29 protein-coding genes are annotated in these 25122 nt (G+C 61.0%); 15 read left to right on the forward strand and 14 right to left on the reverse strand.

Features of this window, described 5'->3' with window-relative positions:
• Position 1 precedes the first annotated feature (1 nt).
• Entirely contained in the window at positions 2 to 1225 is a 1224-nt protein-coding gene (locus tag INHI_RS0103985) for a DUF1501 domain-containing protein (protein ID WP_027246808.1), read from the forward strand.
• A 154-nt stretch (positions 1226 to 1379) separates the two neighbouring features.
• Here the strand turns inward: INHI_RS0103985 and INHI_RS21030 are convergent, their stop codons facing one another.
• Complete coding sequence (locus INHI_RS21030; protein WP_155805562.1) at positions 1380 to 1520, reverse strand: hypothetical protein; 141 nt, start codon at positions 1518 to 1520, stop codon at positions 1380 to 1382.
• 1 nt (position 1521) lies between these two features.
• Positions 1522 to 2241 (reverse strand): response regulator, encoded by a 720-nt coding sequence (locus INHI_RS0103995; RefSeq protein ID WP_014875355.1) that lies wholly within the window; start codon positions 2239 to 2241, stop codon positions 1522 to 1524.
• Between the two features lie 222 nt (positions 2242 to 2463).
• Here INHI_RS0103995 and mce point away from each other — a divergent pair, with 222 nt between their 5' ends.
• Positions 2464 to 2868 carry a methylmalonyl-CoA epimerase gene (mce, locus tag INHI_RS0104000; RefSeq protein WP_027246809.1) on the forward strand — a complete coding sequence of 135 codons (405 nt, stop codon included), beginning with the start codon at positions 2464 to 2466 and terminating at the stop codon, positions 2866 to 2868.
• Positions 2869 to 2925: 57 nt separating this feature from the next.
• Positions 2926 to 3201, forward strand: coding sequence for a DUF1467 family protein (locus tag INHI_RS0104005; RefSeq protein ID WP_014875353.1), 276 nt, complete (start codon positions 2926 to 2928; stop codon positions 3199 to 3201).
• A gap of 92 nt (positions 3202 to 3293) precedes the next feature.
• Here the strand turns inward: INHI_RS0104005 and INHI_RS0104010 are convergent, their stop codons facing one another.
• Entirely contained in the window at positions 3294 to 3998 is a 705-nt protein-coding gene (locus INHI_RS0104010) for an EI24 domain-containing protein (protein WP_027246810.1), read from the reverse strand.
• Positions 3995 to 4573 carry a nitroreductase family protein gene (locus INHI_RS0104015; RefSeq protein WP_014875351.1) on the reverse strand — a complete coding sequence of 193 codons (579 nt, stop codon included), beginning with the start codon at positions 4571 to 4573 and terminating at the stop codon, positions 3995 to 3997. The genes INHI_RS0104010 and INHI_RS0104015 overlap by 4 nt, the downstream gene beginning before the upstream one ends.
• 214 nt (positions 4574 to 4787) lie before the next feature.
• Here INHI_RS0104015 and INHI_RS0104020 point away from each other — a divergent pair, with 214 nt between their 5' ends.
• Positions 4788 to 5084: a DUF167 domain-containing protein gene (locus INHI_RS0104020; RefSeq protein ID WP_014875350.1), complete on the forward strand. Its 297-nt coding sequence runs from the start codon at positions 4788 to 4790 to the stop codon at positions 5082 to 5084.
• Positions 5085 to 5192: 108 nt separating this feature from the next.
• Here INHI_RS0104020 and INHI_RS0104025 read toward each other — a convergent pair whose 3' ends face one another.
• Positions 5193 to 5441, reverse strand: a complete 249-nt coding sequence (locus tag INHI_RS0104025; protein WP_027246811.1) for a DUF8831 family protein — start codon at positions 5439 to 5441, stop codon at positions 5193 to 5195.
• 149 nt (positions 5442 to 5590) lie between these two features.
• Here INHI_RS0104025 and INHI_RS0104030 point away from each other — a divergent pair, with 149 nt between their 5' ends.
• The 4 genes from INHI_RS0104030 (at position 5591) to INHI_RS0104045 (ending at position 7506) form a co-directional block, all read left to right on the forward strand.
• A complete protein-coding gene (locus INHI_RS0104030) occupies positions 5591 to 6316 on the forward strand; it encodes a M48 family metalloprotease (protein ID WP_027246812.1) in 726 nt (241 codons plus the stop codon).
• Positions 6313 to 6699, forward strand: coding sequence for a YigZ family protein (locus INHI_RS0104035; protein WP_244915583.1), 387 nt, complete (start codon positions 6313 to 6315; stop codon positions 6697 to 6699). Before INHI_RS0104030 ends, INHI_RS0104035 begins: the two co-directional genes overlap by 4 nt.
• Positions 6700 to 6843: 144 nt before the next feature.
• Complete coding sequence (locus tag INHI_RS0104040; RefSeq protein ID WP_051338981.1) at positions 6844 to 7143, forward strand: DUF6455 family protein; 300 nt, start codon at positions 6844 to 6846, stop codon at positions 7141 to 7143.
• Between the two features lie 96 nt (positions 7144 to 7239).
• The gene (locus INHI_RS0104045) at positions 7240 to 7506 is read left to right on the forward strand and encodes a DUF6455 family protein (protein ID WP_014875345.1); all 267 of its coding nucleotides are present in this window, start codon (positions 7240 to 7242) and stop codon (positions 7504 to 7506) included.
• On the opposite strand, the gene INHI_RS0104050 is transcribed toward INHI_RS0104045, so the two are convergent.
• Positions 7503 to 7892 carry a thiol-disulfide oxidoreductase DCC family protein gene (locus INHI_RS0104050; RefSeq protein ID WP_014880712.1) on the reverse strand — a complete coding sequence of 130 codons (390 nt, stop codon included), beginning with the start codon at positions 7890 to 7892 and terminating at the stop codon, positions 7503 to 7505. The genes INHI_RS0104045 and INHI_RS0104050 overlap by 4 nt on opposite strands.
• Before the next feature lie 295 nt (positions 7893 to 8187).
• Here INHI_RS0104050 and INHI_RS0104055 point away from each other — a divergent pair, with 295 nt between their 5' ends.
• Positions 8188 to 9540, forward strand: a complete 1353-nt coding sequence (locus tag INHI_RS0104055; protein ID WP_254656839.1) for a hypothetical protein — start codon at positions 8188 to 8190, stop codon at positions 9538 to 9540.
• A gap of 19 nt (positions 9541 to 9559) precedes the next feature.
• On the opposite strand, the gene rimO is transcribed toward INHI_RS0104055, so the two are convergent.
• Entirely contained in the window at positions 9560 to 10981 is a 1422-nt protein-coding gene (gene rimO / locus INHI_RS0104060; RefSeq protein ID WP_027246816.1) for a 30S ribosomal protein S12 methylthiotransferase RimO, read from the reverse strand.
• Between rimO and INHI_RS0104065 the strand changes: the two genes are divergently transcribed.
• A complete protein-coding gene (locus INHI_RS0104065; protein ID WP_254656840.1) occupies positions 10980 to 11549 on the forward strand; it encodes a hypothetical protein in 570 nt (189 codons plus the stop codon). The genes rimO and INHI_RS0104065 overlap by 2 nt on opposite strands.
• A 144-nt stretch (positions 11550 to 11693) precedes the next feature.
• Positions 11694 to 13646 carry an AsmA family protein gene (locus INHI_RS0104070; protein WP_027246818.1) on the forward strand — a complete coding sequence of 651 codons (1953 nt, stop codon included), beginning with the start codon at positions 11694 to 11696 and terminating at the stop codon, positions 13644 to 13646.
• A gap of 95 nt (positions 13647 to 13741) precedes the next feature.
• Here the strand turns inward: INHI_RS0104070 and INHI_RS0104075 are convergent, their stop codons facing one another.
• Genes INHI_RS0104075 through INHI_RS0104090 form a run of 4 tightly spaced genes read right to left on the reverse strand, consistent with a single transcriptional unit; the run spans position 13742 to position 18441 of the window.
• Positions 13742 to 15238 carry a phosphomannomutase/phosphoglucomutase gene (locus INHI_RS0104075; protein WP_027246819.1) on the reverse strand — a complete coding sequence of 499 codons (1497 nt, stop codon included), beginning with the start codon at positions 15236 to 15238 and terminating at the stop codon, positions 13742 to 13744.
• A 21-nt stretch (positions 15239 to 15259) separates the two neighbouring features.
• Complete coding sequence (kdsA, locus tag INHI_RS0104080) at positions 15260 to 16093, reverse strand: 3-deoxy-8-phosphooctulonate synthase (RefSeq protein ID WP_027246820.1); 834 nt, start codon at positions 16091 to 16093, stop codon at positions 15260 to 15262.
• A 4-nt stretch (positions 16094 to 16097) separates the two neighbouring features.
• Positions 16098 to 17804, reverse strand: a complete 1707-nt coding sequence (locus INHI_RS0104085; RefSeq protein ID WP_027246821.1) for a KpsE/RkpR family capsule polysaccharide export protein — start codon at positions 17802 to 17804, stop codon at positions 16098 to 16100.
• Entirely contained in the window at positions 17782 to 18441 is a 660-nt protein-coding gene (locus tag INHI_RS0104090; protein ID WP_014875338.1) for an ABC transporter ATP-binding protein, read from the reverse strand. The genes INHI_RS0104085 and INHI_RS0104090 overlap by 23 nt, the downstream gene beginning before the upstream one ends.
• A gap of 291 nt (positions 18442 to 18732) precedes the next feature.
• On the opposite strand from INHI_RS0104090, the gene INHI_RS0104095 reads away from it, so the two are divergent.
• The gene (locus INHI_RS0104095; protein WP_027246822.1) at positions 18733 to 19326 is read left to right on the forward strand and encodes a uracil-DNA glycosylase family protein; all 594 of its coding nucleotides are present in this window, start codon (positions 18733 to 18735) and stop codon (positions 19324 to 19326) included.
• Positions 19323 to 20120, forward strand: coding sequence for an SseB family protein (locus INHI_RS0104100; protein WP_027246823.1), 798 nt, complete (start codon positions 19323 to 19325; stop codon positions 20118 to 20120). The genes INHI_RS0104095 and INHI_RS0104100 overlap by 4 nt, the downstream gene beginning before the upstream one ends.
• Before the next feature lie 108 nt (positions 20121 to 20228).
• Here INHI_RS0104100 and yghU read toward each other — a convergent pair whose 3' ends face one another.
• Entirely contained in the window at positions 20229 to 21110 is an 882-nt protein-coding gene (yghU, locus tag INHI_RS0104105) for a glutathione-dependent disulfide-bond oxidoreductase (protein WP_014880702.1), read from the reverse strand.
• A gap of 393 nt (positions 21111 to 21503) precedes the next feature.
• Here yghU and INHI_RS0104110 point away from each other — a divergent pair, with 393 nt between their 5' ends.
• Positions 21504 to 22022 (forward strand): YHS domain-containing (seleno)protein, encoded by a 519-nt coding sequence (locus INHI_RS0104110; protein WP_014880701.1) that lies wholly within the window; start codon positions 21504 to 21506, stop codon positions 22020 to 22022.
• 175 nt (positions 22023 to 22197) lie between these two features.
• On the opposite strand, the gene INHI_RS0104115 is transcribed toward INHI_RS0104110, so the two are convergent.
• Positions 22198 to 22806, reverse strand: a complete 609-nt coding sequence (locus INHI_RS0104115) for a GcrA family cell cycle regulator (protein WP_027246824.1) — start codon at positions 22804 to 22806, stop codon at positions 22198 to 22200.
• 315 nt (positions 22807 to 23121) lie between these two features.
• Between INHI_RS0104115 and INHI_RS0104120 the strand changes: the two genes are divergently transcribed.
• Positions 23122 to 23958: an ABC transporter permease gene (locus INHI_RS0104120; RefSeq protein ID WP_027246825.1), complete on the forward strand. Its 837-nt coding sequence runs from the start codon at positions 23122 to 23124 to the stop codon at positions 23956 to 23958.
• Here INHI_RS0104120 and INHI_RS0104125 read toward each other — a convergent pair.
• Complete coding sequence (locus INHI_RS0104125) at positions 23940 to 24869, reverse strand: DMT family transporter (protein ID WP_027246826.1); 930 nt, start codon at positions 24867 to 24869, stop codon at positions 23940 to 23942. The two genes, INHI_RS0104120 and INHI_RS0104125, sit on opposite strands and share 19 nt — an antisense overlap.
• Between the last annotated feature and the right edge of the window lie 253 nt (positions 24870 to 25122).

Genomic DNA, 25122 nt, shown 5'->3' on the forward strand with positions numbered 1-25122 from the left:
GATGACAAATATACTGCCCAGCCCCTCTGCCAGCCTTTCCCGGCGCAGCTTTCTGGCGCGCTCCGGTCTGATCGGCTGTTCTCTGGCGGCCAGCCCTCTGCTGACACCGGTCAGCTTTGCCGCCGCACCCTGGGACACCCGGCTGGTGGTGATCATCCTGCGTGGTGGTATGGATGCCGTTGATGTGGTTCAGCCCTATGGCGATCCGGCCTATGCGGGGCTGCGGCAAACCCTGCGGGGCGGGCCGCAGAACGGGGCGCAGGACCTAGATGGCTTTTTTGCGCTGCATCCGGCGCTGGCGCCCTTGATGCCGCTGTGGCGGGCCGAACAGCTGGGGTTTGTGCACGCAGTCTCCACCCCGTATCGCAACAAGCGCAGCCATTTTGATGGTCAGGACCTCCTGGAGGCGGGCACACCGGGGCTGCATCAGCGCCGCGACGGCTGGCTCAATCGGCTGTTGCAGGTGACGCCGGGGGTGGAAGCACGCACCGCCTTTGCCATCGGACAGGGGGAGATGAAACTGTTGCAGGGGCCGGCGCCGGTCTCCGATTGGTCGCCTGATGCCGAGATCGCGCTCAGTCCGCAGGCTGAACGTTTGGCGGGACTGATGATGGAAGGGGACCCGCTGTTCCATGCCGCGTTGGCCGAGGCGCTGGATCTGGCTGACAGCGCAAGGGCGGACGCAGCCACTGGGCGCGCGGGAACCACAGGGCAGCGCCGCGCGCCGCCACACCAGCGGATCGCCAGCTATGCGGCGCAGCAGCTGCGTGGGGATAGCCGGATCGCGGCCTTCTCGATCAACGGCTGGGACACGCATAACCGCCAGAAAGGCGCGCTGACGCGGGCGCTGCGGCGTCTGTCCGATACCATTCTGACGCTGCATGGCGATCTTGGGTCGACCATCTGGGACAAGACGGCGGTGGTGGCGATGACAGAATTTGGCCGTACCGTGCGCGAGAATGGCACTGGCGGAACGGATCACGGGACGGGTGGCGCCATGCTGCTTGCCGGTGGAGCCATCCGGGGAGGGAAGGTCCACGGGCAATGGCCCGGATTGACGGAGGCTGAGCTCTTTGATCGCCGCGATCTGATGCCCACCGGGGATGTCCGCGCACAGATGGGCTGGATCATGCACGGGCTGATCGGCACGGGTCAGCAGGCAATTGGAGATGTGATTTTTCCCGGCGTAGAGATGGGCGCGGATCAAGGTTTGCTACGACGCTAGGAAGATATGGCAGAACCGCCAACCACGGTCAGGCAATATCGAGCTGTTGCGCGGTATCGGACCGTCCCGGACATGAGGTATTTGCCAGCGAAATCATCCAGAGCGCGCGGTGATGACCCTGGGCGCGGGGCGCCCCTGTGTCAGCGTCGAACGCTCAGCGGTCGCTGCGATCCAGAATGACCAGAGATGCCAGGCTGCGATTTCGGTTGCGGCGGATTTCCCGGGCGGAGAACCGCGCCTGCAGATATAAAACGATGCCCAGTGTGGCGGATGCAATGAGGATGACTTCGATCATCTCAGATGGCCACCTTCTGTTTCAGGCGTTCCTGCACCAGCCCGGCAACACGGGCGGCAACAGCGGCGACAGGGCGCCCGGTATTGCGGGCATCTGCCAGTTCGGCAGCCGCGCCGGCCAGATGAGAATCTCCAACGCTGCGGGCGACCCCTCCAAGGAACTGCGCCACATAGTCCAGTGTTTGCCCTTCTTCAGCTTCGTTCAGCACCTCAGCGGCGTGGGACATATCATCCTGGAAGGCGAGAAGATCCGGCTCAATCACCTCATCGGTTAGCTCATTGGGACCAGAAAGCTGGCGCTCGGCGGGCAGGCGCGACAGGATCGCCGATTGAAAGGCAGCAAGGGAGGTGATCGGTTTGGCCAGAAACCCATCTGCCCCGGCTGCCATCGCCATGGCCTCTCCTGCCTCGTCACCGGATATGCCAAGGATCACGCCAACCCGCGGGCTGGCGTCTGCCATGGAGCGTATGAGATCGGCGCCGGAGCCATCCGGCAGGCCAAGATCAGCGATCACCACGGAGGGACGATAGACTTTCAGATGCCGATGGGCAGATTTTAGGCAGTCAGCGCGCCGGATCCGTGCGCCACTGCGCAGGCACAGCAGGCGCATCGCCTCGCAGGCGTATCGGCTGTCTTCCACCACAAGAATTGTCAGCCCCAGCAACGGTCGTTTCGTCGTGGGCAGGCGGTGGGCGGCAGCAAACAGTTCCGAATCGTCCATGGTTAAGGCTCCTGACTGGATACGACTCAACGCTAGGGAAACGGGGCTAACAGCTGGTTAATATTCCAGACGCGCCTTTAGGTTGAATCGAATTCACTGATGTAAATCGATGCAACGGAGCGTTATTGCAGTGAATTTTCTGCCGCGCGGATTGGCGCACTTGCTCACAGACAGCAGCTCTTTGATAAGTCTCAGCAGACAGATCACTCAGGAGACCGCAAAATGATTGGCCGCCTCAACCACGTCGCAATCGCCGTGCCCGACCTCGACGCCGCTTCGGCACAGTACCGCAATACATTGGGCGCCAAGGTTGGCGCGCCGCAGGATGAGCCTGATCACGGTGTCACCGTGGTGTTCATCGAACTGCCCAATACGAAGATTGAGCTGCTCTATCCGCTGGGTGAGTCATCGCCCATCGCAGGGTTTCTGGAGAAGAACCCGGCGGGCGGCATTCACCACATCTGCTATGAGGTGGATGATATTCTTGCCGCGCGCGACCGGCTGAAGGCCGAAGGCGCGCGGGTGCTCGGCTCCGGCGAGCCCAAGATCGGTGCCCATGGCAAACCGGTTCTTTTCCTGCATCCGAAGGATTTCAACGGCTGCCTGGTGGAATTGGAACAGGTTTGACGCTATCTGCTCCTTAACCACTCCGCAGTGGGCGGGAGCATCAGAAGGACAGCTATCATGGGTGTGACATCCGGTTTGGTTCTATATGCGGTGATCTGGTTCATGACCTTTCTGATCGTGATCCCGATCCGCATTGAGACGCAGGGCGACCGTGGCGAGATCGTGCCCGGCACACATGCCGGGGCGCCGGAGCATCATTACCTGAAGCAGAAAGCAGTGATCACCACGATCGCCGCCGCGGTTCTCTGGGCGATCATCGCGACGATTATCCTCAGCGGCTGGATCACGGTGAATGATTTCGACTGGTTTGACCGGCTGCCCGATCCGCAATAGGCGCGTGCCTTAAAATACGATGACAGCGAAACAAGCGGGCATGGGCCCGCCTGTTTGCATCTCTGCCTGTCGCGACGTGTCGGTCACAGTGATCAGCGCGCAACCACTTCCTGCCCGGCCAGCCGGTGGAACAGATGGGTGAATGTGGCTGCCCCGATGATCGGAATCAGCAGGTTCACCAGCGGGATCGACAGAGGCATCGCCATCAGCACGCCTGCCATCCAGACGGTGACCAGATGTTTGCGCCGCAGCCGCTTTGCCTCCGGCAGACCCAGGCGGCGGGCCGCAGCCAGCGTGAAATATTCACGCCCCAGTAAAAACCCGTTCAGCCCCCAGAAGATAAACAGCGCAAAGGGGGCAAACATAAAATACAGCACCAGTGCCAGCACATTGGCAATTACGAGAACGCCGAGGAAATTGATGGTGTCGCGCACCCCGTCCCAGAACGGCGTCTTGATTGCGGGGGGCAGGCCGGGATAGTGGCGATCCTCCACCGCCTGTGCGACCTCATCCAGAAACATAGAAGTGATGGCCGAGGCCACAGGCACCATCAGGAACACCGACAGGACAAGCATCAGCACCAGAGAGGTGATCGACAGCAGATCATCGATCCAGGTGACAGGTCCAATCAGTGGCAGGGTGGCATCGGGACCGACCAGCCACTGGATCAGCGCCAGAAACGCTGCATAGGTCACCACCAGCAGCGCGACGGTCAGGCCGACGCCCAGCAACAGGACCTTGCGGAAACGGGGGTCGCCAAGCTGGCTCAGAGCCTTGGTGAAATCGGTCAGTATCATTGATCCATCCAGGTTGTCAGCGCGTCCAGATCCGGGCGGGGCCGTTCCGGCGGGGCCGAGGCTTCTGTTGCAATATGGATCAGCCCAGCGATCCGCTCATGCGGGCGCAGGCCAAAGGCTTCGGCGCAGAATTCGGCGTCATGGCTGGCCCAGCCCGACAGCCAATTGGCCCCCCAACCGGCAGCAAGGGCCGCATTCAACAGGGCCAGGCAGACGGCCCCCGCAGAATAGGTCTGCTCGATGGCGGGGATCTTTGGGCTTGCCTTTTGGACCTCCACCACAGCGACGGCCAATTGACCCAGCTCGAACTGGCTGCGGGCTTTGGCGATGTCTTCTGCTGATTTGCCAAGCCGCTCACCGGCCTTGCCGGTCAGATCTGCCAGCCGCGCCATCGCCGGTTTTTCGATCACAATGAAGCGCCAGGGCTCCAGCTTGCCATGATCCGGGGTGCGTGCAGCAGCGCGCAGCAGGGGCATCAGTGCGGCGCGGTCTGGTGCGGGGGCCACCAACGTCTTGGCTGGGCGGGAGCGGCGGGACTGAAGAAACGTCAGGGCAGCATCATTGCGAGGGGGCATATGTGAAACCTTTTTACATCTATCGCCCATGTCGGCAGGGCGGTGCGGGTTTTCAAGGGGCGTTCCGGGGGCTCCAGCGGAATTTGTCTGAAAATTGCGGGCACGAGGGCTGGCGGCATCTGGAATCCGAACACGAGGTCTGTTGCTGGAAATATCCCGGGCGACCGTTCAAAGTCTATGGAATCCGCCACCAATTCACGCCATCACTGCTGATATGGGCAAGCCAAAGCAAAAAGACCTCCCCGATCTGAGCCATCTGGCCGTTGCGGGCGCCGAGATTCCTGTACGCGTCACACCGAAGGCATCGCGCAATGCGATTCTTCCCATTCCGCAGGCTGAGAGCGGACAGGGTGTGTCACTCAAAATCACGGTGACGGCGGCGCCGGAGAACGGCAAGGCGACCGCTGCGGTCCAGGCGCTTCTGGCGCGCGCCATGCGGATTGCGCCCTCGGACCTGGAACTGCTGCGCGGCGCGACCTCTCGTGACAAGGTTTTTGCCTACCGTCCCTGATGGCCGCTGTGCCGGGTCCGGTCTCGCCAGGGGTGATGACAGGTGAAGCGGAATCGCCGGCCTCAGCCACCGGTTCCGGTCATTGTCCAAGACCATTTGGCCAGCATGTCAGCTTTCAGCCTCATCCTCGCGGGTAAATCGGTAGACCCCTTCGGGCAAGTCGAGTGCCGCTGCGAGGTCTCGGACCTGACTGTGAGAGAGGGTGATTTTCTGCACCCGGTCGGTGCGCGGATCCAACTGCTCGACCGTGACACATTCGGCGAAAATATTGATGGAAACATCCTCCATCAGCGGGGCGGTCTCGTCATCGACGAGGGTGACGACTGTGGCGTCGAATTCATGCTCGATGGTAAACATGTGCCCAGCTTGCCACCAGGCCGCCCCCGCTGACAAGGCTTTGTCGCATCACGTATTCTTGCGGGACATTGCAGCCCACGGGGCTTCATGCGATTGATCCCATGTCTGCTGTCACGATAAGATGGCACTGACAAAGCAAAGGAGATGTCATGCGTCGAGTCTTGCTGATGATGGGATGTGCGCTCACCATGGGGCTTACAGCCTGTGATACCGTGGTCGACTCCGGGTCGGCACCTGCCGCGCGCCCCTCGGGCCCGCCGGTGCAAGGGATGTCCCCGGCTGAAGGGCGTAGCGCCTTTGCTGCGGTCACCCGCGTGGTGGAGCCTGTCTCAGAACGTGAATGCCGTGCCCGTACTGAGGGTCTGAACTGCGACTTCCTGATCCGCATCGATCCCGACCCCAATGCGCCGCCCAACGCTTATCAGAGCCAGGACCGGTCGGGGCGTCCGGTGATCACTTTCACCCAACGGATGCTGGGACAGATTGCCAACCGGGATGAGCTGGCCTTTGTGATGTCGCATGAAGCTGCACACCATATACGTGGCCATCTGGCGCGCAAACGCCAAAGCGCGGTTGCAGGCTCGATCCTGCTTGCCGGGCTTGCGAGCGTTTCTGGTGCCAGTGCCGCAGATGTGGCCCGCGCGCAGGATCTTGGTGCCGTTGTGGGCGCGCGGACCTACTCCAAAAACTTCGAACTGGAGGCTGACGAGCTGGGCACCATCATCACCCATAAGGCCGGGTATCGTCCCAGTGTCGGGGTGAAGTTCTTCTACCGTCTGCCCGACCCCGGCGATCGTTTCCTCGGCAGTCACCCCGCCAACCCGGACCGGGTGCGCGTGGTCAATCAGACGATCCAGAAATACAATCTGAATTGACCGATCTGGCACAGTCTGTCGCCTCCTTGAGGCAGCTCGGCGTCGTGCTGACCGACCGTGGCTCGCGCTACGCAGTCAGCGGCGCGCAGGTCACCAGTCGTGCGCAGATCGACGCGGTGCTGGCAGAGCTGAAATCCGACCGCGCCTATGCCAAGGCGACCCACAACACCTGGGCGGCGCAGCTGCCCACAGGCGGGTTAAAGGCCGACGACGGAGAGAGCGGTGCCGGTATGGTGATCCTGCGCATGATGGAGCGTGAGGGGCTGCGTGACCATGTCATCATCGTGACCCGCTGGTACGGCGGCAAGAAGCTGGGCGGCGACCGGTTTCGCCGGGTTCAGGATGCGGTGCGCGCCTATTTCGATCAGGGGAATGCCAACTGAATGGCCTCCGGTATGACATGCTCTTTGGTACGGTGCTTCGGTTGCCCGCTGGTCTGTTTGCCCGCTGTTTGACCTGCATCAAATCGCTCTTGCCAGCGCAATGTTAAGTTGCCCGCAGGATGAATGATTTCCGGGGACAGCGCGATGACCAGCCAGACCAGCCAGACCAGCCAGACCAACGAGACCAGCCGGGGGGACCTGAAAACCCACGCCACCCTGTTTGACAGCATGGCGGAGACCGTCGGTCTTGATCTTCAGGAGGAGGCGATTTCCGGCCGGCTGCGCTTTGATGAGATCAGCGAAGCGGTGCTGCGCTGCACCCGCTGCGGTGGCGTCAGCGCCTGCCGCAAATGGCTCGACAAGGGGCTGCGTCCAGGTGCGGAGGCCCCCGATTTCTGCCGCAACCGCGACCTTCTGGCCTATCTGAACGAGGATGAGGTCTAGAAACAGATCACGGGAGTGCATCTCTCGACTGATTTCGACCGGGCCGAAACCTCGGCGCCATGTCCCTCTCATTCGATCCTCACAGGAGACCCTGATATGTATCCCTTGGGCCACCCGCTGCATCACCTGCGTCTGATCAAACGGATGGGACAGGCGTGCGGCGCTGATCTGACCGCCAGTTTCGCGGCGGGACAGATCACACAGACGGATTGGGCCGATATGGTGACCCGCTGCCGTGGCTGCCGTGAGGTGGCCCGTTGCGAGGCGTTTCTGGATCAGATCGACCGCACCGCAGTCACCACGCCAAAGGCGCCACTGCAGGGCTGCCGCAATGGGGACGCGCTGCTCCGGCTGCGGAACTAAGCGTGGCTGCTGCGCCGCTGACGCATCCGATGCCAGCGAAAAAGCACCGGCGCCAGAATGTAGTCATATAGGGCGGAGGCAAGCTGGCGCAGCCCCGGCAGCCCAACCACACGCGCCACCCAGCGATACCCCGGCATCTGCGCCCAAAGCACCAGAAACGCGGGAATGCCACTCAGCACCTCGCCCTGATGCCGCACATGCAACCGCCGTGCGGCCTGATCGGCATCAACGCCCCAGCGCGCCAGATCTTCTGAATTGAGGTCATCAAAGCGCAGCGGCAGCTCCCGCTGCTCCGCCAGATTTGCATAATGCCGGATCTCAATACTGCACACCGGGCAGTCCCCGTTATAGAGGATCTCGGTGGTGTCGTCCTGAGGGGTTGGCATGGCACGATGCCTCCTAGCTGGATGATTACATTGAAAATATAGCTGCGACCGGGCGCAAGGGGAGAGGCGGATGGTCACACCTGCGCTTGAAATGGATAGGGTCATACCCTCCCAATCCACGTTGAACGGAGCTCGACTGGTAGCAGTGGATAAGTGACTGCGCGCTGGGAGGCGTCAGGGATCATGACACTTTCTATCTCAGCCTTTGCAATGACCCATAAGTTGTGCAAAATCAGCGTATGATTGTATCACCTATAGGTTTTTACTGTATTTGCGAGAGGGGCTTTGACGCATCATGGAGAGACCAGAATATCTTAAACAAGGAGAGCCTGCGCGTCTTTTTCCGGTTTTGTCCAACAACTCCAAAGAGGGCCGGACGACCTCGATTCTCTTGGCGTGCCTTTCCAAAGTTGAGGAACTTGCATCAGAGTTGCTCGCGTCTTTGGGTCAACGAACTGGTAAACGCACCACGATAGAGACGTTCACGGAAGTCGTTTTTGATGGTCAGAAAGAGGGGAGCAAAGACCGTCCTGACGGGCTGATCGTCGTAAAAAACGGTTCTCGGGAATGGCGGGCCATGGTGGAGGCGAAGATCGGCAACAATCCCCTGACAGCAGAGCAAATTGAAAAATACCGCAGCTTGTCAAAGGATAACGGGATTGACTGCGTCATTACAATTTCCAATCAGTTTGCGACCTTGCCCGCTAGCCATCCGTTAGAAGAGGTCCGTAAAAGCCGGTCGAAGATTCCTGTTTTTCACTGGTCATGGATGTTTGTTCTGACAGCGGTTGATTTGTTGATTAGCAACGATGGCGTGGAAGATGATGATCAGCGTGTATTACTGAACGAATTGAGGCGGTTTTTGACCCATGAAAGTGCAGGTATTCGCGGGTTTGATCGAATGCCGCCAGAATGGAGTGAACTCAACAAATTGGTCTCTGCTGGTGGTAAGATACTTGCGAAATCATCAGAGGCGATTTGCGTATTGGACGCTTGGCATCAAGAAACCAAGGACCTCTCCTTGATCTTAAGTAGACAGACGGAAGCAAGTGTCAGAGAGCGCTTAAATAGGAAACACGCAAAAAATCCTGCAGATCGTCACAAAGATGAGTTGAACCAGCTAAGGGAAACTCATCAACTGCAAGTTAGCTTTGATATACCTAATGCGGCTGCCCCACTGGAGGTCGTCGCGGACCTTAATCGTAGAACGATTCAAGCCGGAATGACACTCAGGGCACCAGAAGATAAAAAGTCATCGAAAGCACGATTGAATTGGCTGCTTCGTCAATTGAAAAGTGATGTTGGTAGTGATCTGTTTGTTCGTATGACTTGGCCCGGGCGCAGTGAAGATACCCATTTTCCCTTGGTAGAATTGGTGGCGGACCCAGATCTCTGCGAAAAAGACAAAACCGGACTGCAAGTCGTAAGTTTTCATATCTATGTAGCAAAGCGCTTGGGGGCAAAATTTACCCAGCAGACCAATTTTATTGCGGAGCTTGAAATGATTGTCCCGAAATTCTATCGCGAGGTTGGCCAAGATCTATCTTCTTGGAGGAAACCTGCACCTAGAATTCGAGAGTCTCAGACCGACGTCAGTGTGCAATCGATTGAAGATGAAGCAGAAGTGGCGGCGCTAAGGGCGCAGTGAGTGTTGTGGATGCGGCGGTTTAGCCAGCCCTGACGCCCCACAGATCATACTCCCCCGCCTCATCAACTTCAACGGTGACCAATTCGCCGACCTGCAACCCGTCAGTGCTCTCATCGATAAACAGATTGCCGTCGATCTCCGGTGCGTCGGCCTTGGTGCGGCAGGTGGCGATGCCGTCTTCGTCGATGTCGTCCACGATCACCTGCATCGTCTGGCCGACCTTGGCCGCCAGCTTGGCTTCGGAAATCGCCTGCGCTTTCTCCATGAAGCGGTCCCAGCGGTCCTGTTTCACCTCTTCCGGCACGTGATCGGCCAGATCGTTGGACCGTGCGCCATCGACGTTCTCATATTTGAAACAGCCCACACGATCCAGCTGCGCCTCGTCCATCCAGTCGAGCAGATGCTGGAACTCCGCCTCCGTCTCGCCGGGGTAGCCGACGATGAAGGTGGAGCGCAGGGTGATATCCGGGCAGGTCGCGCGCCAGGCGTTGATTTCATCCAGCGTCTTGGCCGCTGCGGCAGGCCGGGCCATGCGGCGCAGCACATCCGGGTGGGCGTGCTGGAACGGGATGTCCAGATAGGGCAGCAGCGCATTGTCCGGGTCCGCCATCAACGGGATCAACTCGCGCACATGCGGGTAGGGGTAGACATAGTGCAACCGCACCCACAGCTCATCCGCGGGGGCCAGTCGGCCCAGCTCACGGCTCAGATCCTGAATATGGCTGCGGACCTCACCATCTTTCCACGGGTTCACGTCATATTTGCGATCCAGCCCATAGGCAGAGGTATCCTGCGAAATCACCAACAGCTCGCGCACGCCCGCATCCACCAGTTTTTCCGCCTCACGTAGAACCGCATGGGCGGGACGGGAGGCCAGTTTGCCGCGCATGTCGGGGATGATGCAGAATTTGCACTTGTGGTTGCAGCCCTCGGAGATCTTCAGATAGCTGAAGTGGCGCGGCGTCAGCTTGACGCCCGCAGCAGGCAGCAGATCCACGTAAGGGTTGGGCGAGGGCGGCACGGCGGCGTGCACCGCATCCAGCACCTGTTCATATTGATGCGGGCCGGTCACCGCCAGAATGCGCGGATGATGCGCGCGAATATAATCCGGTTCTGCGCCCAGACAGCCGGTGACAATTACCTTGCCGTTTTCCTTCAGCGCCTCGCCAATGGCTTCCAGGCTCTCGGCCTTGGCACTGTCGAGAAAGCCGCAGGTGTTCACGATCACCGCATCGGCCCCGGAGTAATCCGGCGACACGCCATAGCCCTCGGCGCGCAGCCGCGTCAGGATCCGCTCGCTATCGACCAGCGCCTTGGGGCAGCCCAGCGACACCATGCCAAGGGTCGGCTGCCCGTCACGGGGCGCATCGCCAAGCCGGGGCTTGGGCGCAAGATCGGGGCGAAGGCTGGGCGGATTGGTGGAACCGGGTGTCTGTGTCATGGCCGGGCATATATCAGGACTGCGGCAGGAGGCAAGGAAAACGGGGGGCTGGCCGAAAGGGAAGAACGGTGGACGGCAGAACGCCCCGCGAACTAAAGCAATCTGTTCTTCCATCCGCCACCTCCTCGCCCAACAAGGCCTCCCTGAAGACGAACACTTCTTCTTCCGTCGGGAGATGCAGTTTGCGAGCAAGATCGGCTCGATCTGGCAGCGGCTGCCCTATCTGCTGTTTGGCCTGTTCTCCGAATACGGCTCTTCCATTCTGCGGCCGACGCTGTGGCTCTTGGGTGTTTGGGCTTTCGGCTTTGCCGCCTTCTGGGGCTATCTCTCCGGTTGCTGCGTGCCCGCGCCGGACGGTGTGATTGAACGCCCGATGGGCGCGGCCATGGGCTTGAGCGTCTCCAACCTCTTTCCGCTGTTCGGGTTCGGGCGGCTCTACTTCGGTGCGGAGTTTATGCAGAGCTTGCCAGCGGTGCTGAAAACCCTCTCCGGCCTCCAGACCGTTGTCAGCCTGCCGCTCTTGTTTTTCCTCGGCCTTGGCCTGCGGCAGCGGTTCCGCCTCCGGTAACAGCATCCAATAGCGCGAGGGGGCAGGAGCCGAGTGTGGATTACCACTGGCATACAGCATCACATCCTTTATTGCGCCCGGCCTCGCAGGCGGTAAGCTGCGCAAAACCCCGCGGGAACAGGGGGCAAGGCAAGAGGTGCGGTGATGAAGCTGATAATCCGGGTTGTAATAGCGCTGGTGGTGGCCATGGTGCTGCTGTTGGGCGCGCTGCTGCTGCTGCCGGGGGAGAAACTGGCCCAGCTGGCCGCCGCCCAGATCGAGAAACAGACCGGGCGCACAGTGACCTTTGGTGGTCGTGTCGGCTATACGCTCTGGCCGACGCTGGGGGTGAAGGCGGACCGGGTGGCGCTGTCCAACGCCCCCTGGGCCGGACCAGAGCCAATGTTGACCGCGGAGCGGCTGACCATCGGTGTCGCGGCGGCGGATCTGATCGCAGGCAAGGTCCGGGTGACCGAACTCTCAGCGGTATTGCCGCAACTCAATCTCAGCACGCGCGCGGATGGCACCGGCAACTGGGTGTTGGATCCCGCCAGTGACGGCGAGACCAAGGCCGTGCCAGCCACACCCGGCAGTATGGACAGCCTGCCGGTCAGCATTGAGGCGCTGAACCTCACCGGAGCCACATTGCGCTACGCCCCCCATGGCGAGACACCGGTTGAAATGAAACAGATCGACCTGGCGCTGCAATGGCCGGATCCCACAGGCACTGTGGTTGCCGAGATCACCCTGCGGCCAGCTGGCGATCCGGTGCAGATCGAAGCTGAGATCGGCACGTTTGAAGCGTTTCTGGCGGGGCAGGTGTCCTCTGTTGGGGCAACTGTGACGGCAGCGGATACAGTCCTGCGTTTTGATGGCCGGGCGAATACCGCCGGTGCCGCAACCGGACGGATGACCGGCAAAAGCACCGATCTGGCGCGCAGCCTGGCAGTTCTGGGTGCAGCGCAGGGGATCGAGGTCCCAGCGGTGAAGACCTGGCTGTTTGGTTCTGACGTCACCTACACCACTGATGGACGTTTGGCGCTGCGCGATCTGACGCTGGAAGCCGATGCCAACAAGCTGCGTGGTGCTGCGGATGTCACCCTTGGCGATGTACCCAAAGTGACCGCGCGGCTGAGCGGTGGCCAGTTGGACCTGTCGGCATTGCTGCCCTCCGGTGACACTGATCTGCCCGCCGCCGCAGCGGCTGGGACCGGGGACGATCCGGTCAACGATGGCTGGTCGCGTGAGCGTATGGACTTTGGCTGGCTGGCTGCCTTGAACACCGAAATTGCCTTGGATGTTCAAGGGGTCGAGACCGGATCGGTCCGGCTGGGGCCGAGCAAGCTTGACCTGTCACTGGACAACTCCCGTGCGGTTCTGAAATTCCAACCTGCCACCGTGTTTGACGGCCAGTTGCAGGGGCAAGTGGTGGTCAACAATCGCAATGGTCTGTCGGTGGGCGGGAAGCTGAGCTTTCAGAATATCCGACTGGAACAGGCGCTGGGGCAGACCATGGGCTATGACCGCCTAAATGGCGAGGCTTTGGGCGAGCTCGAGTATCTGGGCGTCGGCAATTCGGTGGCAGAGATCATGTCTTCGCTTAGCGGCAAGGGGTGGCTGGAGGTCGGTAAGGGCTTCTTTACCGGGTTTGACCTGGAACAGCTGATGCGCAGCGGCAGTGGCAACGGTGGTAGCACGGTGTTTGATCAGCTGACCGCCAGCTACTCGATGGAAGGTGGCAATCTGACCAATAACGATCTGCTCCTGACCCTGCGCGGCTTGCGGGCCGAGGGGGAGGGACGCATCGGACTCGGGGCGCAGGATCTGGACTATCTCTTTACCCCCAGCCTGCAACGTGGCGATGGCAGCACCCGTCTGTCGATCCCCGTGGCCATCACCGGCCCATGGAGCGACCCCAAGATCCGTCCGGATCTGAAACGTGCGCTGGAGCCGGAAATCGACGCGGTGGAACAACAGGCCAAGGATCGCCTGCGCGAGAAGCTGAGCGAAGAGCTGGATACAGAGATCGCGCCAGAGCAGGACATCAATGACGCCATCCGCGACCGGATTGAGAAAGAGGCCAAGGATCAGCTGCTGCGGCTTCTCGGCGGCGATTGATCCAGCCACCAGACTCTAGTGGCCAGATCCCACAGTGCCCTACAACAGAAAACGCCCGCCAAAGGCGGGCGTCTCTATGTCAGCTGTCGGAGTGATCAAAAAGTTTGATCATAGTCACCGACCAGCGGTTCGGTGCGGATCACTGCGTCAATCTCGGCAAAGATCTGGCGCAGTTCCGCCTCGCTCTCGCTGCTTTCGCAAACCACGACGAGGTTGGGCGTATTAGACGATGCCCGCACCAACCCCCACGACCCATTATCAAGGATCACACGCGCCCCATTCACGGTGACGACCTCCTTGATGGGGCGGTCTGCCAGCGTCTCACCCGCCTTAGCCTTGGCGACCAGCTTTGCCACCAGGCGCTCCAGCACGGTGTATTTCTCGGTGTCGGCGCAATAGGGCGACATGGTTGGGGTCGCCCAGGTCTTGGGCAGCGCTTTCCTGAGGTCGGACATGCTCTTGTCCGGGTTGCGGTCCATCAGCTTGCAGATCTCGACCGCGACCCGCATGCCGCAGTCATAGCCCCGGCCCACAGGTTCAGCGAGGAAATAGTGGCCGGACTTTTCAAATCCCGCCAGCGCGCCGATCTCCTTCACCCGCCGTTTCATGTGGCTGTGACCGGTTTTCCAATAGTCCGCCGTCACGCCATTGGCCTTCAGCTCGGGATCAGAGGCAAACAGCCCGGTGGATTTCACATCTGCGACAAAGGTCGAATTCGGGTAAAGCTTGCTCAGATCCCGCGCCATGATGACGCCAACCTTATCGGCAAAGATCTCTTCGCCCTCATCATCCACCACGCCGCAACGATCGCCATCGCCATCAAAGCCAAGCGCCATATCGGCGCCAGAGGCCTTCACGCTGGCGGACATATCGTGCAGCATTTCCATGGCTTCGGGGTTCGGGTTGTAGTGTGGGAAGGTATAGTCCAGCGCATTGTGGCTATCGACGACCTCAACGCCCATCCGTTCGAACAGCTCCGGCGCAAAGGCTGAGGCGGTGCCATTGCCGGTGGCGCAGACCACCTTCAGCGGGCGGGACATTTTGAAATCGCCGACCAGATCATCGAGATAGGCCTCTTTCACGCCATCCACGAACTGATAAGAACCGCCGGGACGGGCGACACCCTCACCATTCAGGACAATGTCCCGCAGCTCACCCATTTCGTCCGGGCCGTGGGTCAGCGGGCGTTCAAAGCCCATCTTGACCCCGGTCCAGCCGTTGGGGTTGTGGCTGGCGGTGACCATGGCGACGGCAGGCACATCCAGATGGAACTGGGCGAAATAGGCCATGGGTGACAGGGCCGGGCCGATATCGCGCACTTCGATACCCGCCTGCATCAGGCCGATGATCAGCGCGTGTTTGATGGCGACCGAATAGTCGCGGTAATCATTCGCCACTGCGATCACCGGCGGGATGCCACGCTTGTGCATCTGGGTGCCCAGTCCCAGCCCCAGCGCGGTCATGCCGGGCAGGTTGATTTCCTCAGGGTATTTCCAGCGCGCGTCATATTCGCGAAAACCGGTGGGCGTGATCATCGGATCGCGCAGAAAGCTCCAGGTGTTCGGGCGCACCTCGGGGATGGGTTTGGTCATGGGATTACGCTCTCTTGTAGATCAGATGCGGATAGGGTCGGCCTTGGCCAGCGCATCAAAGCGCATCAGCGTCTCGATCAGTTTTGGCATCTGGTCCAGATAGATCATGTTCGGCCCGTCGCTGGGGGCATTGTCCGGATCTTCGTGGGTTTCAATGAAGACCGAGGCGATACCAAGCGACACCGCCGCCCGCGCCATCAGCGGCGCAAACTCGCGCTGTCCGCCGGTGGAGCCGCCCTTGCCGCCGGGCTGCTGCACGGAATGGGTTGCATCCATCACCACCGGATAGCCACCTTTGGCCATCTGCGGCAGGGACCGCATGTCTGCCACCAGCGTGTTATAGCCAAAGGAGGTGCCACGTTCGGTCAGAAGGATATTGGTGTTGCCAGTGCTTTCCACCTTGGCGACCACATTGGCCATGTCCCAGGGCGCCAAAAACTGACCCTTCTTGATGTTCACGGCCTTGCCGGTCTTGCCCGCGGCCAGCAGCATATCGGTCTGGCGGCACAGGAAGGCAGGGATCTGCAGAATATCCACCGCCTCAGCTGCGACTGCACATTGCGCCTCGGTGTGGACATCGGTCAGCACCGGAACATCGAATTCCTTCGCGATTGTCTGCAGGACCTTCAGCCCCTCATCCACGCCCAGCCCACGTTTGCCGGAGAGCGAGGTGCGATTGGCCTTATCGTAGGACGCCTTGAAGACATATTGCGCGCCATATTTGGCGCAGGCCTCTTTCATCTGACCCGCGATCATACGCGCGTGATCCAGGCTTTCCAGCTGGCAAGGGCCGGCAATGAGGGTCAGCGGGCGGTCATTGCCGATGCTGAGGTCGGCGACGGAGATATTTTTCATGGCGTTATGACGAAACCTGTTCTCGGAGGATGGACGCAGTAAGCGAGCACATCAGGTAGATACCGGAAAAGATCAGGAATGCCAAAATCGTATTTTCAAATCGGCGGGGATAGGACGCTTCCTCACTTGGAACGGGTTCCACCGCTGTCGTCAGATAGCGCACCTGGCGGTTTGCCTCCATGCGGGTCTGCTCCACTTGTTGCAGCGCCGATTGCAGCATCATATCGCGCGTCGCCAGATCGGCCTGCGCCATCTGGATCTGCACCGTCAGGCTGGCAAGCGAGTTTTCGCCGGCCGAGGCGTCGATCATGCGATCGTTCAACCGCTGAATGAGGCTGTTCAGTCGCGCGATGTCGGCGCGCGCGCCATCCACCTTGGCCTGATTGGGGCGGGCATTGTCCAGCAGGGCGGCCAGTTCCAGCTCCTTTTCCTGACGCTGCAGCTCAAAGGTGCTGATCTGCGAGCGTAACGACATGATCACGCCTTCTGGATCAAGCACGGTGCCGCGTTGTTGCAACCGCACCAACCGTTCCTGCGCATTGCGACGTTTGTCCTCGGCCATCTCCAGCGCGGTTTCGGCATCGCCCACCTGATCGGAGCGTTTCTGCACCGACAACTGGTTCACCTTTTCCTGCGCATAGCTGATCAGCTTTTGTGAAAACTCGGCCGAGACCTGCGGGTCGGCGGCGGTGACCTCCATGCGGACAACGCCCTCCGTCGGATCATATCCAATCTTCACGTTGCGCGAATAGGTCTTGTAGGCTTCCTCATTGGTGGGGTTGTCTTCCAGCCGCTGGATCGGGTCGATCCACTCCTGCGTGAAATGGGATTTGAACCCGACCTCCCGGTCCAGCCGCAGCATCGCCTCCTTCGATTGCAGGTAACTCTGCACCGCGATCGAATCCTGACTGGTGGCAAACTGCGTGCCACTCAACAACCCGCCGAGGCCACCGCCACTGCCGGCGCTGTCGGCCTTGAGCACCAGAAATTCTGATTTCGCGGCATACATCGGCGTCGCAACACCATAGAAATAGTAGCCCGTAAGCGCAGTTGGCAGCATCACGAAAAACGCCAACCTCGCACCGAGCAGTAAGAGCTTTCGACGGCGGCGACGGGCGATATCGCGTTGAATTTGCTGAATTTCGCGGTTGCGTCGCTCTGTCGGGCTCAGCTCTGTTGCGGGCAGTGACACCTTGTCGGACGGCACTGTCTGCGGCAGTTGCACACTGCCCGGCGCCTGCGGGGCGCCAGCGGGGTGGGCCGTGTTGGGCTGTACCACCAGCTCCAGCATATTGGCGCGCTGAAACGGGTCGATCCCCTTCAGCCGCAACTGGCGCACGGCGTCAAAATCGGAGGTGGCGGGCAGATTGTTTTTCTGCGCGATCCGGCGGGCCAGCCGCAGCTGACGCCCGGTCAGCCCCTCCTTGCGGATCTCATCCAGATCAGTGGAGGGTTTACCGTTCTTGGCCTTTGATGGCTCCCTGATGGAAATGGCCTCATCGGCAGGCGACGTTCCGGCGCCGCCAGATGCCCCGGCACGTGTCGCTCCGGCACCAGTCTTGCCTGCGGCTGCCGCCGATGCCACGGGCGGAGCAGCCTGGGGCGCGTCAACAGCGCTTGGCGGTGGCACCGGACGTGCGGCAGCGGGCTGTGCTGCGGCGCCACCACTGCGGCGGACCCGGAATTTCTTAGCCTTGGGTTTGGTAGTCATAGAGCTGTTTCGCTTCTTCCAAGGTTTCAAACATATGCAACTGGCCATCCACCAGAACAGCCGCAGAACGGACAAATTTCTCCAGCGTCTTGGGCTGGTGCGACACCATAATGATGGTGGTGGTCTCAAGCCGTTCCTGCAGGATTGACCCGGCTTTCTTGTTGAATTCCACATCGGTGGTGCTGGGCATCCCCTCGTCGATGAGGAAGATATCAAAATCCAGCGCCAGCATCAGCGCAAAACTGAACCGTGCCCGCATACCGGAGGAATAGGTGCCGACGGGCTGGTCAAAATACTCTCCCAAGCCGCAGAGCCAGCGGCAATAGGCTTCGACATAATCGGGATCCAGCCCGTAGAGATTGGCGATATAGCGGGCATTGGCCATCGCTGACAGGCGGTTGATCACCCCGCCCATGAACCCCAATGGAAACGAGATCCGGCAGCCGCGACGAATTTCGCCCTCATCGGGTTTTTCCAGCCCGGCCATCATGTTGATCAACGTGGTCTTGCCGGTGCCATTGGGGGCCAACACCCCCATCGATTTGCCGAGGTCAACGCGAAAGGACACCCGGTCAAGGATCACCTTGCGCTGGGTGCCGGTCCAGAAGGACTTGCTCACGTTTTCAAACTCAAGCATCGCGTGTTCCGGTGCTGCTCTCGACCCCGTTCAGGAGCCTCTGGTCCTCATGATGCGCCAGGCGGATCCCGGCGGCCTTATGTCTGCACTAACAGATTTGTGTTAACGATGTAGGCTGCTATTTGGACCATATTATGTCCAATTGGTATGGGATTTATCAACGTTCCGTTAACCAGATGACGCGGCTTTGATCAAATGGCGGTGTCCTCGCAGGCTGCACGGCAGGCGGACTGGCGGGCGAACGGGCAGGGTGCCATGATGCTGCGGGCGGGCAGATAGCAGGGGGCAGGGATGACCACAACCGAGGATCTGAGGCAGGAGATTCGCGCGTGCCGCCTCTGTGCGGGGCGGTTTGCCGCAACCGTGACCCGGCACAGCCCGCGCCCTGTTGTCTGGTTCGACAGCGCGGCGCGTATTCTGATCGCCGGTCAGGCGCCGGGCGCGCGGGTCCACGACAGCGGTCGTCCTTTCACCGATCCTTCCGGGGATCGCCTGCGTGAGTGGCTGGGCCTGAGTGAGGCGCAATTCTACGACCAGTCGCTGGTGGCGATCGTGCCCATGGCGTTTTGTTTTCCCGGGTATTCCGCGAAAAAGGCAGATCTGCCACCGCCTGCGATCTGCCGCACCACCTGGCATGACCGGGTGATGGACACCTTGCCCAATATCGGCCTGCGCGTGCTGGTCGGCGGCTATGCCCACAGCTATCATCTGGGCGGCAAACAGTCGGTGCAGGCGCGGGTTGAAGGCTGGCGGGACCACGCGCCGCAGGAGTTTCCCTTGCCTCATCCGTCCTGGCGCAATACCGCATGGCTGAAACGTAATCCCTGGTTCGAGACCGATCTGCTGCCGGTCCTGCGCGCCCGGGTTCAGGAGCTGATAACATGACCGACGCCACCCCTCTGGATCACAGCCACGCCGCAATGCTGGCAGCGCCTCAGGACGACGCGGCCCGCCTGCGGTTCTATGAGCGGCTGGCGGATAGTGAGTTATTCCTGCTGCTGACCAAAGAGCCCGAGGGCGACACCATTGCGCCCGAGTTGTTTGAGACCGCAGATGGCACCTTTGCGCTGGTTTTTGATCGCGAGGACCGGCTGGCAGAATTCGCCGGGCGCATCGTTCCTTATGCGGCTCTGTCGGGTCGGGTCGTGGTGCAGATGCTGGCGGGGCAGGGGGCAGGGGCCACGATTGGCCTTGGCGTTAACCTTGATGTGGCGCCGTCTGCGATCCTGATCCCGGCGGAGGCCGTAGCCTGGTTGCATGACACTCTGGGCCAGACCCCGGCCGAGGTTGATGCTGAGATTGAGGCGATCACCGCCCCCAAGGGCCTGCCGGAGATGTTGATTACTGCGCTGGACACCAAGCTGGCCACTGCGGTGGGTCTTGCACAGTCCGCCTATCTTGTCGGTCTGCACTACCGTGGCGGCGGGCAGGGCCATCTGCTGGGCTTCGTTGACGCAAAGGAGGCCGCGCAATCCGCACTGGCCAAGGCGGTGGGAGAGGCGCTGACTTTCTCCGGGGTTGAGGCGGGCGCGCTGGATGTCGGCTTCTTTGCCAGCAGCGATGCCATGGCGGCGCGACTGGCGCAGGCCGGGCTGCGGTTCGATCTGCCGCAACCGGCAGCCCCGTCCGTGCCCTCCGCCCCCGGACGTGATCCTGAAAACCCGCCCCGGCTCAGCTAAGGCGGCAGGTCTGCGGGTCTCAAACAGAAACATCGCGGCCCGGTTAGGCGCCGCGATGTCCAGTGTCTTCAGCAGTGGTGGCAGGCGGGGCCGGCCCCCGCCCGACGATCAGCTGTCGGCTTCTGCCGGTTCCAGCTTGTCCTGCGTCTTGGTGTCGAAATCCGACGCATAATGGCGTTCGCGCAGCTGGGTGTGCAGCTCGCCAAAGGCCCGATTGACCATCCGCCCGCGCGATACCGCCGGACGCGCGTCGATCTCCTTGGCCCAACGCAGCACATGGGTGTAGCTTTCCACATCCAGGAATTCTGCCGCCTCATAAAGACGACCCAGCACCAGTTGTCCATACCAGGCCCAGATCGCCATATCGGCGATGGAGTAGTCATCTCCAGCGATATAGCGGTTGTCGGCCAGTTGCCGGTCCAGCACATCCAACTGGCGTTTGGCCTCCATCGAGAAGCGATTGATCGGATATTCGTATTTCTCCGGCGCATAGGCATAGAAATGGCCAAAACCGCCGCCCAGATACGGCGCGCTGCCCATCTGCCAGAACAGCCAGTTCATCACCTCGGCGCGGGCGGCTCCCTCCTTGGGCAGGAAGGCGTCGAATTTTTCCGCCAGATGCATCAGGATTGAGCCGGATTCAAACACCCGCACCGGTGCATCGCCGCTGCGGTCCATCAGCGCCGGGATCTTGGAGTTGGGATTGACCTCGACGAAACCGGATCCGAACTGATCCCCCTCACCGATATTGATTAGCCAGGCGTCATATTCGGCGCCACTGTGGCCGGCGGCCAGCAGCTCCTCCAGCATCACCGTGACCTTCACCCCGTTGGGTGTGGCCAGCGAATAGAGCTGATAGGGATGTTCCCCCACCGGCAGCTCTTTGTCATGGGTGGCCCCGGCAATAGGGCGGTTGATCGAGGCAAAGCGGCCACCGCTTTCCTGCTCCCAGGTCCAGACTTTTGGCGGGGTGTAAGTTGTGTCACTCATCTGTTGGCCTTGTTTTGAAACGGTTTTTGAATGTGTCAGGCGGTCATGTTGCGCCGCTCCGATGCAGGGGGCGACGCGGCATTGTGCAAAACATAAGCAGGCCGCGCAAAATTCCAATGACTGGAAGGTCTGCGGCCTACACTTTTTGTTGACCACCCCCCGGGCAGAGTAGGCGGCGTTGATGTCATGATGCCACGGCAAATATTCCCATCCAGAGCCAGCCTGTAACAAAACATGCGCCTCTGATCACAGCGGCTCCGTATCGGACACAGGGACGTGAGCCCCCCTTCGCATCGCGGCGGATCTGAATATTGTCTAGCCAGCCCGGCTGTTATGGTCGGCGTCCAGTTTTGCCTGGGGGTCCTTCGACCCATGCCCTTGAAAGGATAGTCTATGAAACGCGTTCTCTTTGCCGCCCTTGCCGCTGCCTCTTTTGGTCTGCCTGCGTTTGCCGGGGATCAATATATCGACAGCACCGGCTTTGCGGTCTCCGGCTATGACGTGGTGGCCTACCGCGATCTGGCGCAGAACCCCGTTGGCAGCGCCCAACCCGCAGCGGTACCGGGCAATGCGGCCTACACGGCTGATCATAACGGCGCCACCTTCGCCTTCTCCAGCGCAGAGAACCGCGACAAGTTTGCCGCCAACCCTGACTATTACGCGCCGCAATATGACGGCCACTGCGCCTATGGCGTCTCCAAGGGCGGCAAGGTTCCGGGCAATCCAAACCTGTGGCGCATCGTGGATGACAAGCTGTATCTCAACATCACCAAAAACGTTGTTGGCTTCTGGGAAGAGGATATTCCCGGCAATATCAACCTCGCTCAGGGCAACTGGCCCGAAATTGAACCGGCGGACGCCTCCAAGAATGTGATCCCGAACTTCACGTCCTCTGCCCCGGAACAGGGTTGATCCTTGCGATCCGTTAAGGAGAGGGCAGGGTTTGCGCCCTGCACCCTCCCCAAACGGCAGCGCCTAAAGAAAACAGCGCCCCGGAGCAATCCGAGGCGCTTTTTTATGTATTCTGATTTCCAGCGGCTCATGGCCTCAGGGCAGTCGCCTGGGCAGCCCGGCGACAGCCCGCAGTTTACCGTTTACGGTCGCGGCGTGCGCTCATCGGCTGGAACGCCACGCCGACATGGGCTTCGCAATAGGGTTTGCCCTGCTGAACAGGCAGGCCGCAGAACCAGAAATCCTCGGTCGCGGGATCACCCACGGGCCATTTGCACGTCCGCTCGGTCAGTTCCATCAGGCCCAGCTTCTTGGCTTTCTTCTCGATCTCGTTGACCTTGGCCAGCGCTTCAGGGCTGATTTCATTGGCCGAGGGCTGCGGCGGCAGCGGCTGGCCGGCCGGAATGATCTGGCGGCGTGCTGGCGTGGCCGGGCGACCTTCGGCAGAGGCCGCAGGCTCAGGCGTCACCGGGCGGGCCGGTTCGGTCTTGGGCTGCGGCTTGGGCTTGGCCGGTGCGGCCGCAGCTGCGGCGGGCGCCGGTTTTGGTGCCGCGGCGGGTTTTTCCTTGGGCTCGGCGGCGGGTTTGGCCGTACCGCTGTTGCGGTTGGACAGTCCCAGGCGATGCACCTTGCCAATCACGGCGTTGCGGGTCACGCCGCCCAGTTCCTTGGCGATCTGGCTTGCAGATTGCCCTTCGCCCCACATTTTCTTGAGCAGTTCGACGCGCTCGTCTGTCCAGGACATCTGTTGCCTTTCCAAGCTAAAAGCGGCCCCAGATCCTGCGGCCGCCATCGAATTCCGTATCAGGCCCCTATTCTAATCACTGCGTGCCGAGTTACAAGAGCGTCTTGCGCCTCGGGGTCTGCTCTCTTGGTCCTTATTGGCCCCTGCCAGCCTTTGGCAGAGGCGCTTTGGGGGCGAAAGCCGCTTGCCCCGGCAGGGTGGGCATGGTTTGACGCAGACGATCGACCGATGAGGAAGACCTGGGGCCGTCACCGATCGGCAAGCCCACAAGATTGGCCCGCAGATAGTCCCCGCAGATAAGCAAAGAGGCGCGACATGGCACAGCACACCCCAGAGCAGACAGCACCGGCGACACCGGCCATCGCCCTTGGAGAGCGGCGCTTCGGGCGGATGAACTGGCTGGGTCTGCGCACGCTGGCGCGGCGCGAAATCACCCGGTTTCTGGTGGTCTGGACCCAGACGCTGATGGCGCCGATGGTGACGGCCGCCCTGTTCCTGATGATCTTCAATATCGCCATTGGTCCGGGGCGGGGCGATGTCATGGGCGTGCCCTTCATCGAATTTCTGGCCCCCGGTATCATGATGATGACGGTGATTCAGAATGCCTTTGCCAATACATCATCGTCGATTGTGATCACCAAGGTGCAGGGCAATATCGTCGATACGCTGATGCCACCCTTGTCGGGGTTTGAAATCCTGCTTGGCTATCTGGCCGGGGCGGTGGCGCGCGGTGTTTTTGTCGCGCTGGGCATTGGCACCGGGTTGATGCTGGTGCTGGGTGTGGTGCCGGAACATCCGCTGGTGGCCCTGCTGTTTGTGGTGCTTGGTGCGCTGTTTCTGGGCGGGCTGGGCATTGTCGCCGGTGTCTTTGCCGAAAAATTCGATCAGATGGCGGCGATCACCAATTTCATCGTGACCCCGCTCGCCTTTCTCTCGGGCACATTCTATTCAGTGGAAGCGCTGCCGCCGGTGCTGCGGCTGCTCTCACATCTCAACCCGGTCTTCTACCTGATCGACGGGGTGCGATTCGGGGTGATCGGCACCTCCGACAGCTCCCCTCTGCTCGGACTGCTGGTCTGCAGCCTGTCCAGTGCGGCGATTGGCACATTGGCCTGGCTGATGCTGCGCAGCGGCTACCGGCTGAAGTCCTGATCAGCCTGCGCGCCCGGATCTACATGTAGGGTCGGCACCCGCTGCCGCCCCTCGCGCCAGGCCAATAGCGCCGCGCCCGCCAGGATGATCACCGCGCCCAGAACGGTGATCGCATCCGGCGCCTCGGCAAAGACGGCAAAATCATAGATCGCGGCAAAGATCAGCGTGGCATAGCTGAACGGCGCCACAAAAGAGGCATCCGCCCGCGCCATTCCATTGATGAAACAGCCCTGCGCACAGGCCATCATGGAGCCAAGCGCGACCATCAGCGCCCATTGCTCGGCTGTTGGTGGCTGCCAGACTGCCATCACCGCAACGCTGGCAATCACGGACCCCAGCAGATTGTTGAACCACAGGATCTGCAACGGCTTCTCCCGCCCGGCCAACCGTTTGATAAAAATCAGCTCCAGCCCCATCACCGCAGCCGCCGCCAGCGCCAGCAGGCTTGCGGGCTGAAAACTGGCCGGGGTTGGCCGCAGCAGGACCATCGCCCCCAGAAGCGCAATCACCGCCGCCGCCCAACGCCAGCGTCCGACCGTTTCCCCCAGCAGGGGGATCGCCAGCAGCATGCCAAAGACCGGGTTGAGAAAGGTGATCGCCGTAGCATCGGCCAGCGGGATATAGGCAACGGCGGCAAACATCAGCGTCACCCCCATCCAGCCAAAACTGGTGCGCCCCAGATGCAGCCCCCAATGCGGCGCGGTGAACCGGGGCCGCCGCACCGCAACCAGGGTGCTGATCGCCAGAAACGCAAACACGAACCGTCCGAAACTGATCTGCAGCGGATGCAGCGGCGCGCCCAGAGCATCCGTGCCAAGCGCTTTGGCCACCAGCGTGGTGCCTGCGATAAATACCGTGGCGAGCAGGATCAGCGCGGCGGCGAGGGCGGGGTGCTGACGGGTGATTATCATGAGGCCCAGCACTGCCCGTTGACGCCGCCAAAAGCAAGCCACCAGAGGGGCCCGCCGCGATTGAGCGGACTGCCGTATCTGACGATTGCAACGGTTCCCACCTTCGAATTGACCAACCATTCCGACAAACGGTCTTTTCTTTTCCTAAAACCTCCGTTATGGACGCGGACATGATCACCGCTGCACATATCACTTTGCTGCGACGCCGACGCCACAACGCGTAATCCGGCTCCGATCACCCGTGCCCTGTTGC

Origin of the sequence: Phaeobacter inhibens DSM 16374, from assembly GCF_000473105.1 — a bacterium.
Lineage (GTDB): Bacteria > Pseudomonadota > Alphaproteobacteria > Rhodobacterales > Rhodobacteraceae > Phaeobacter > Phaeobacter inhibens.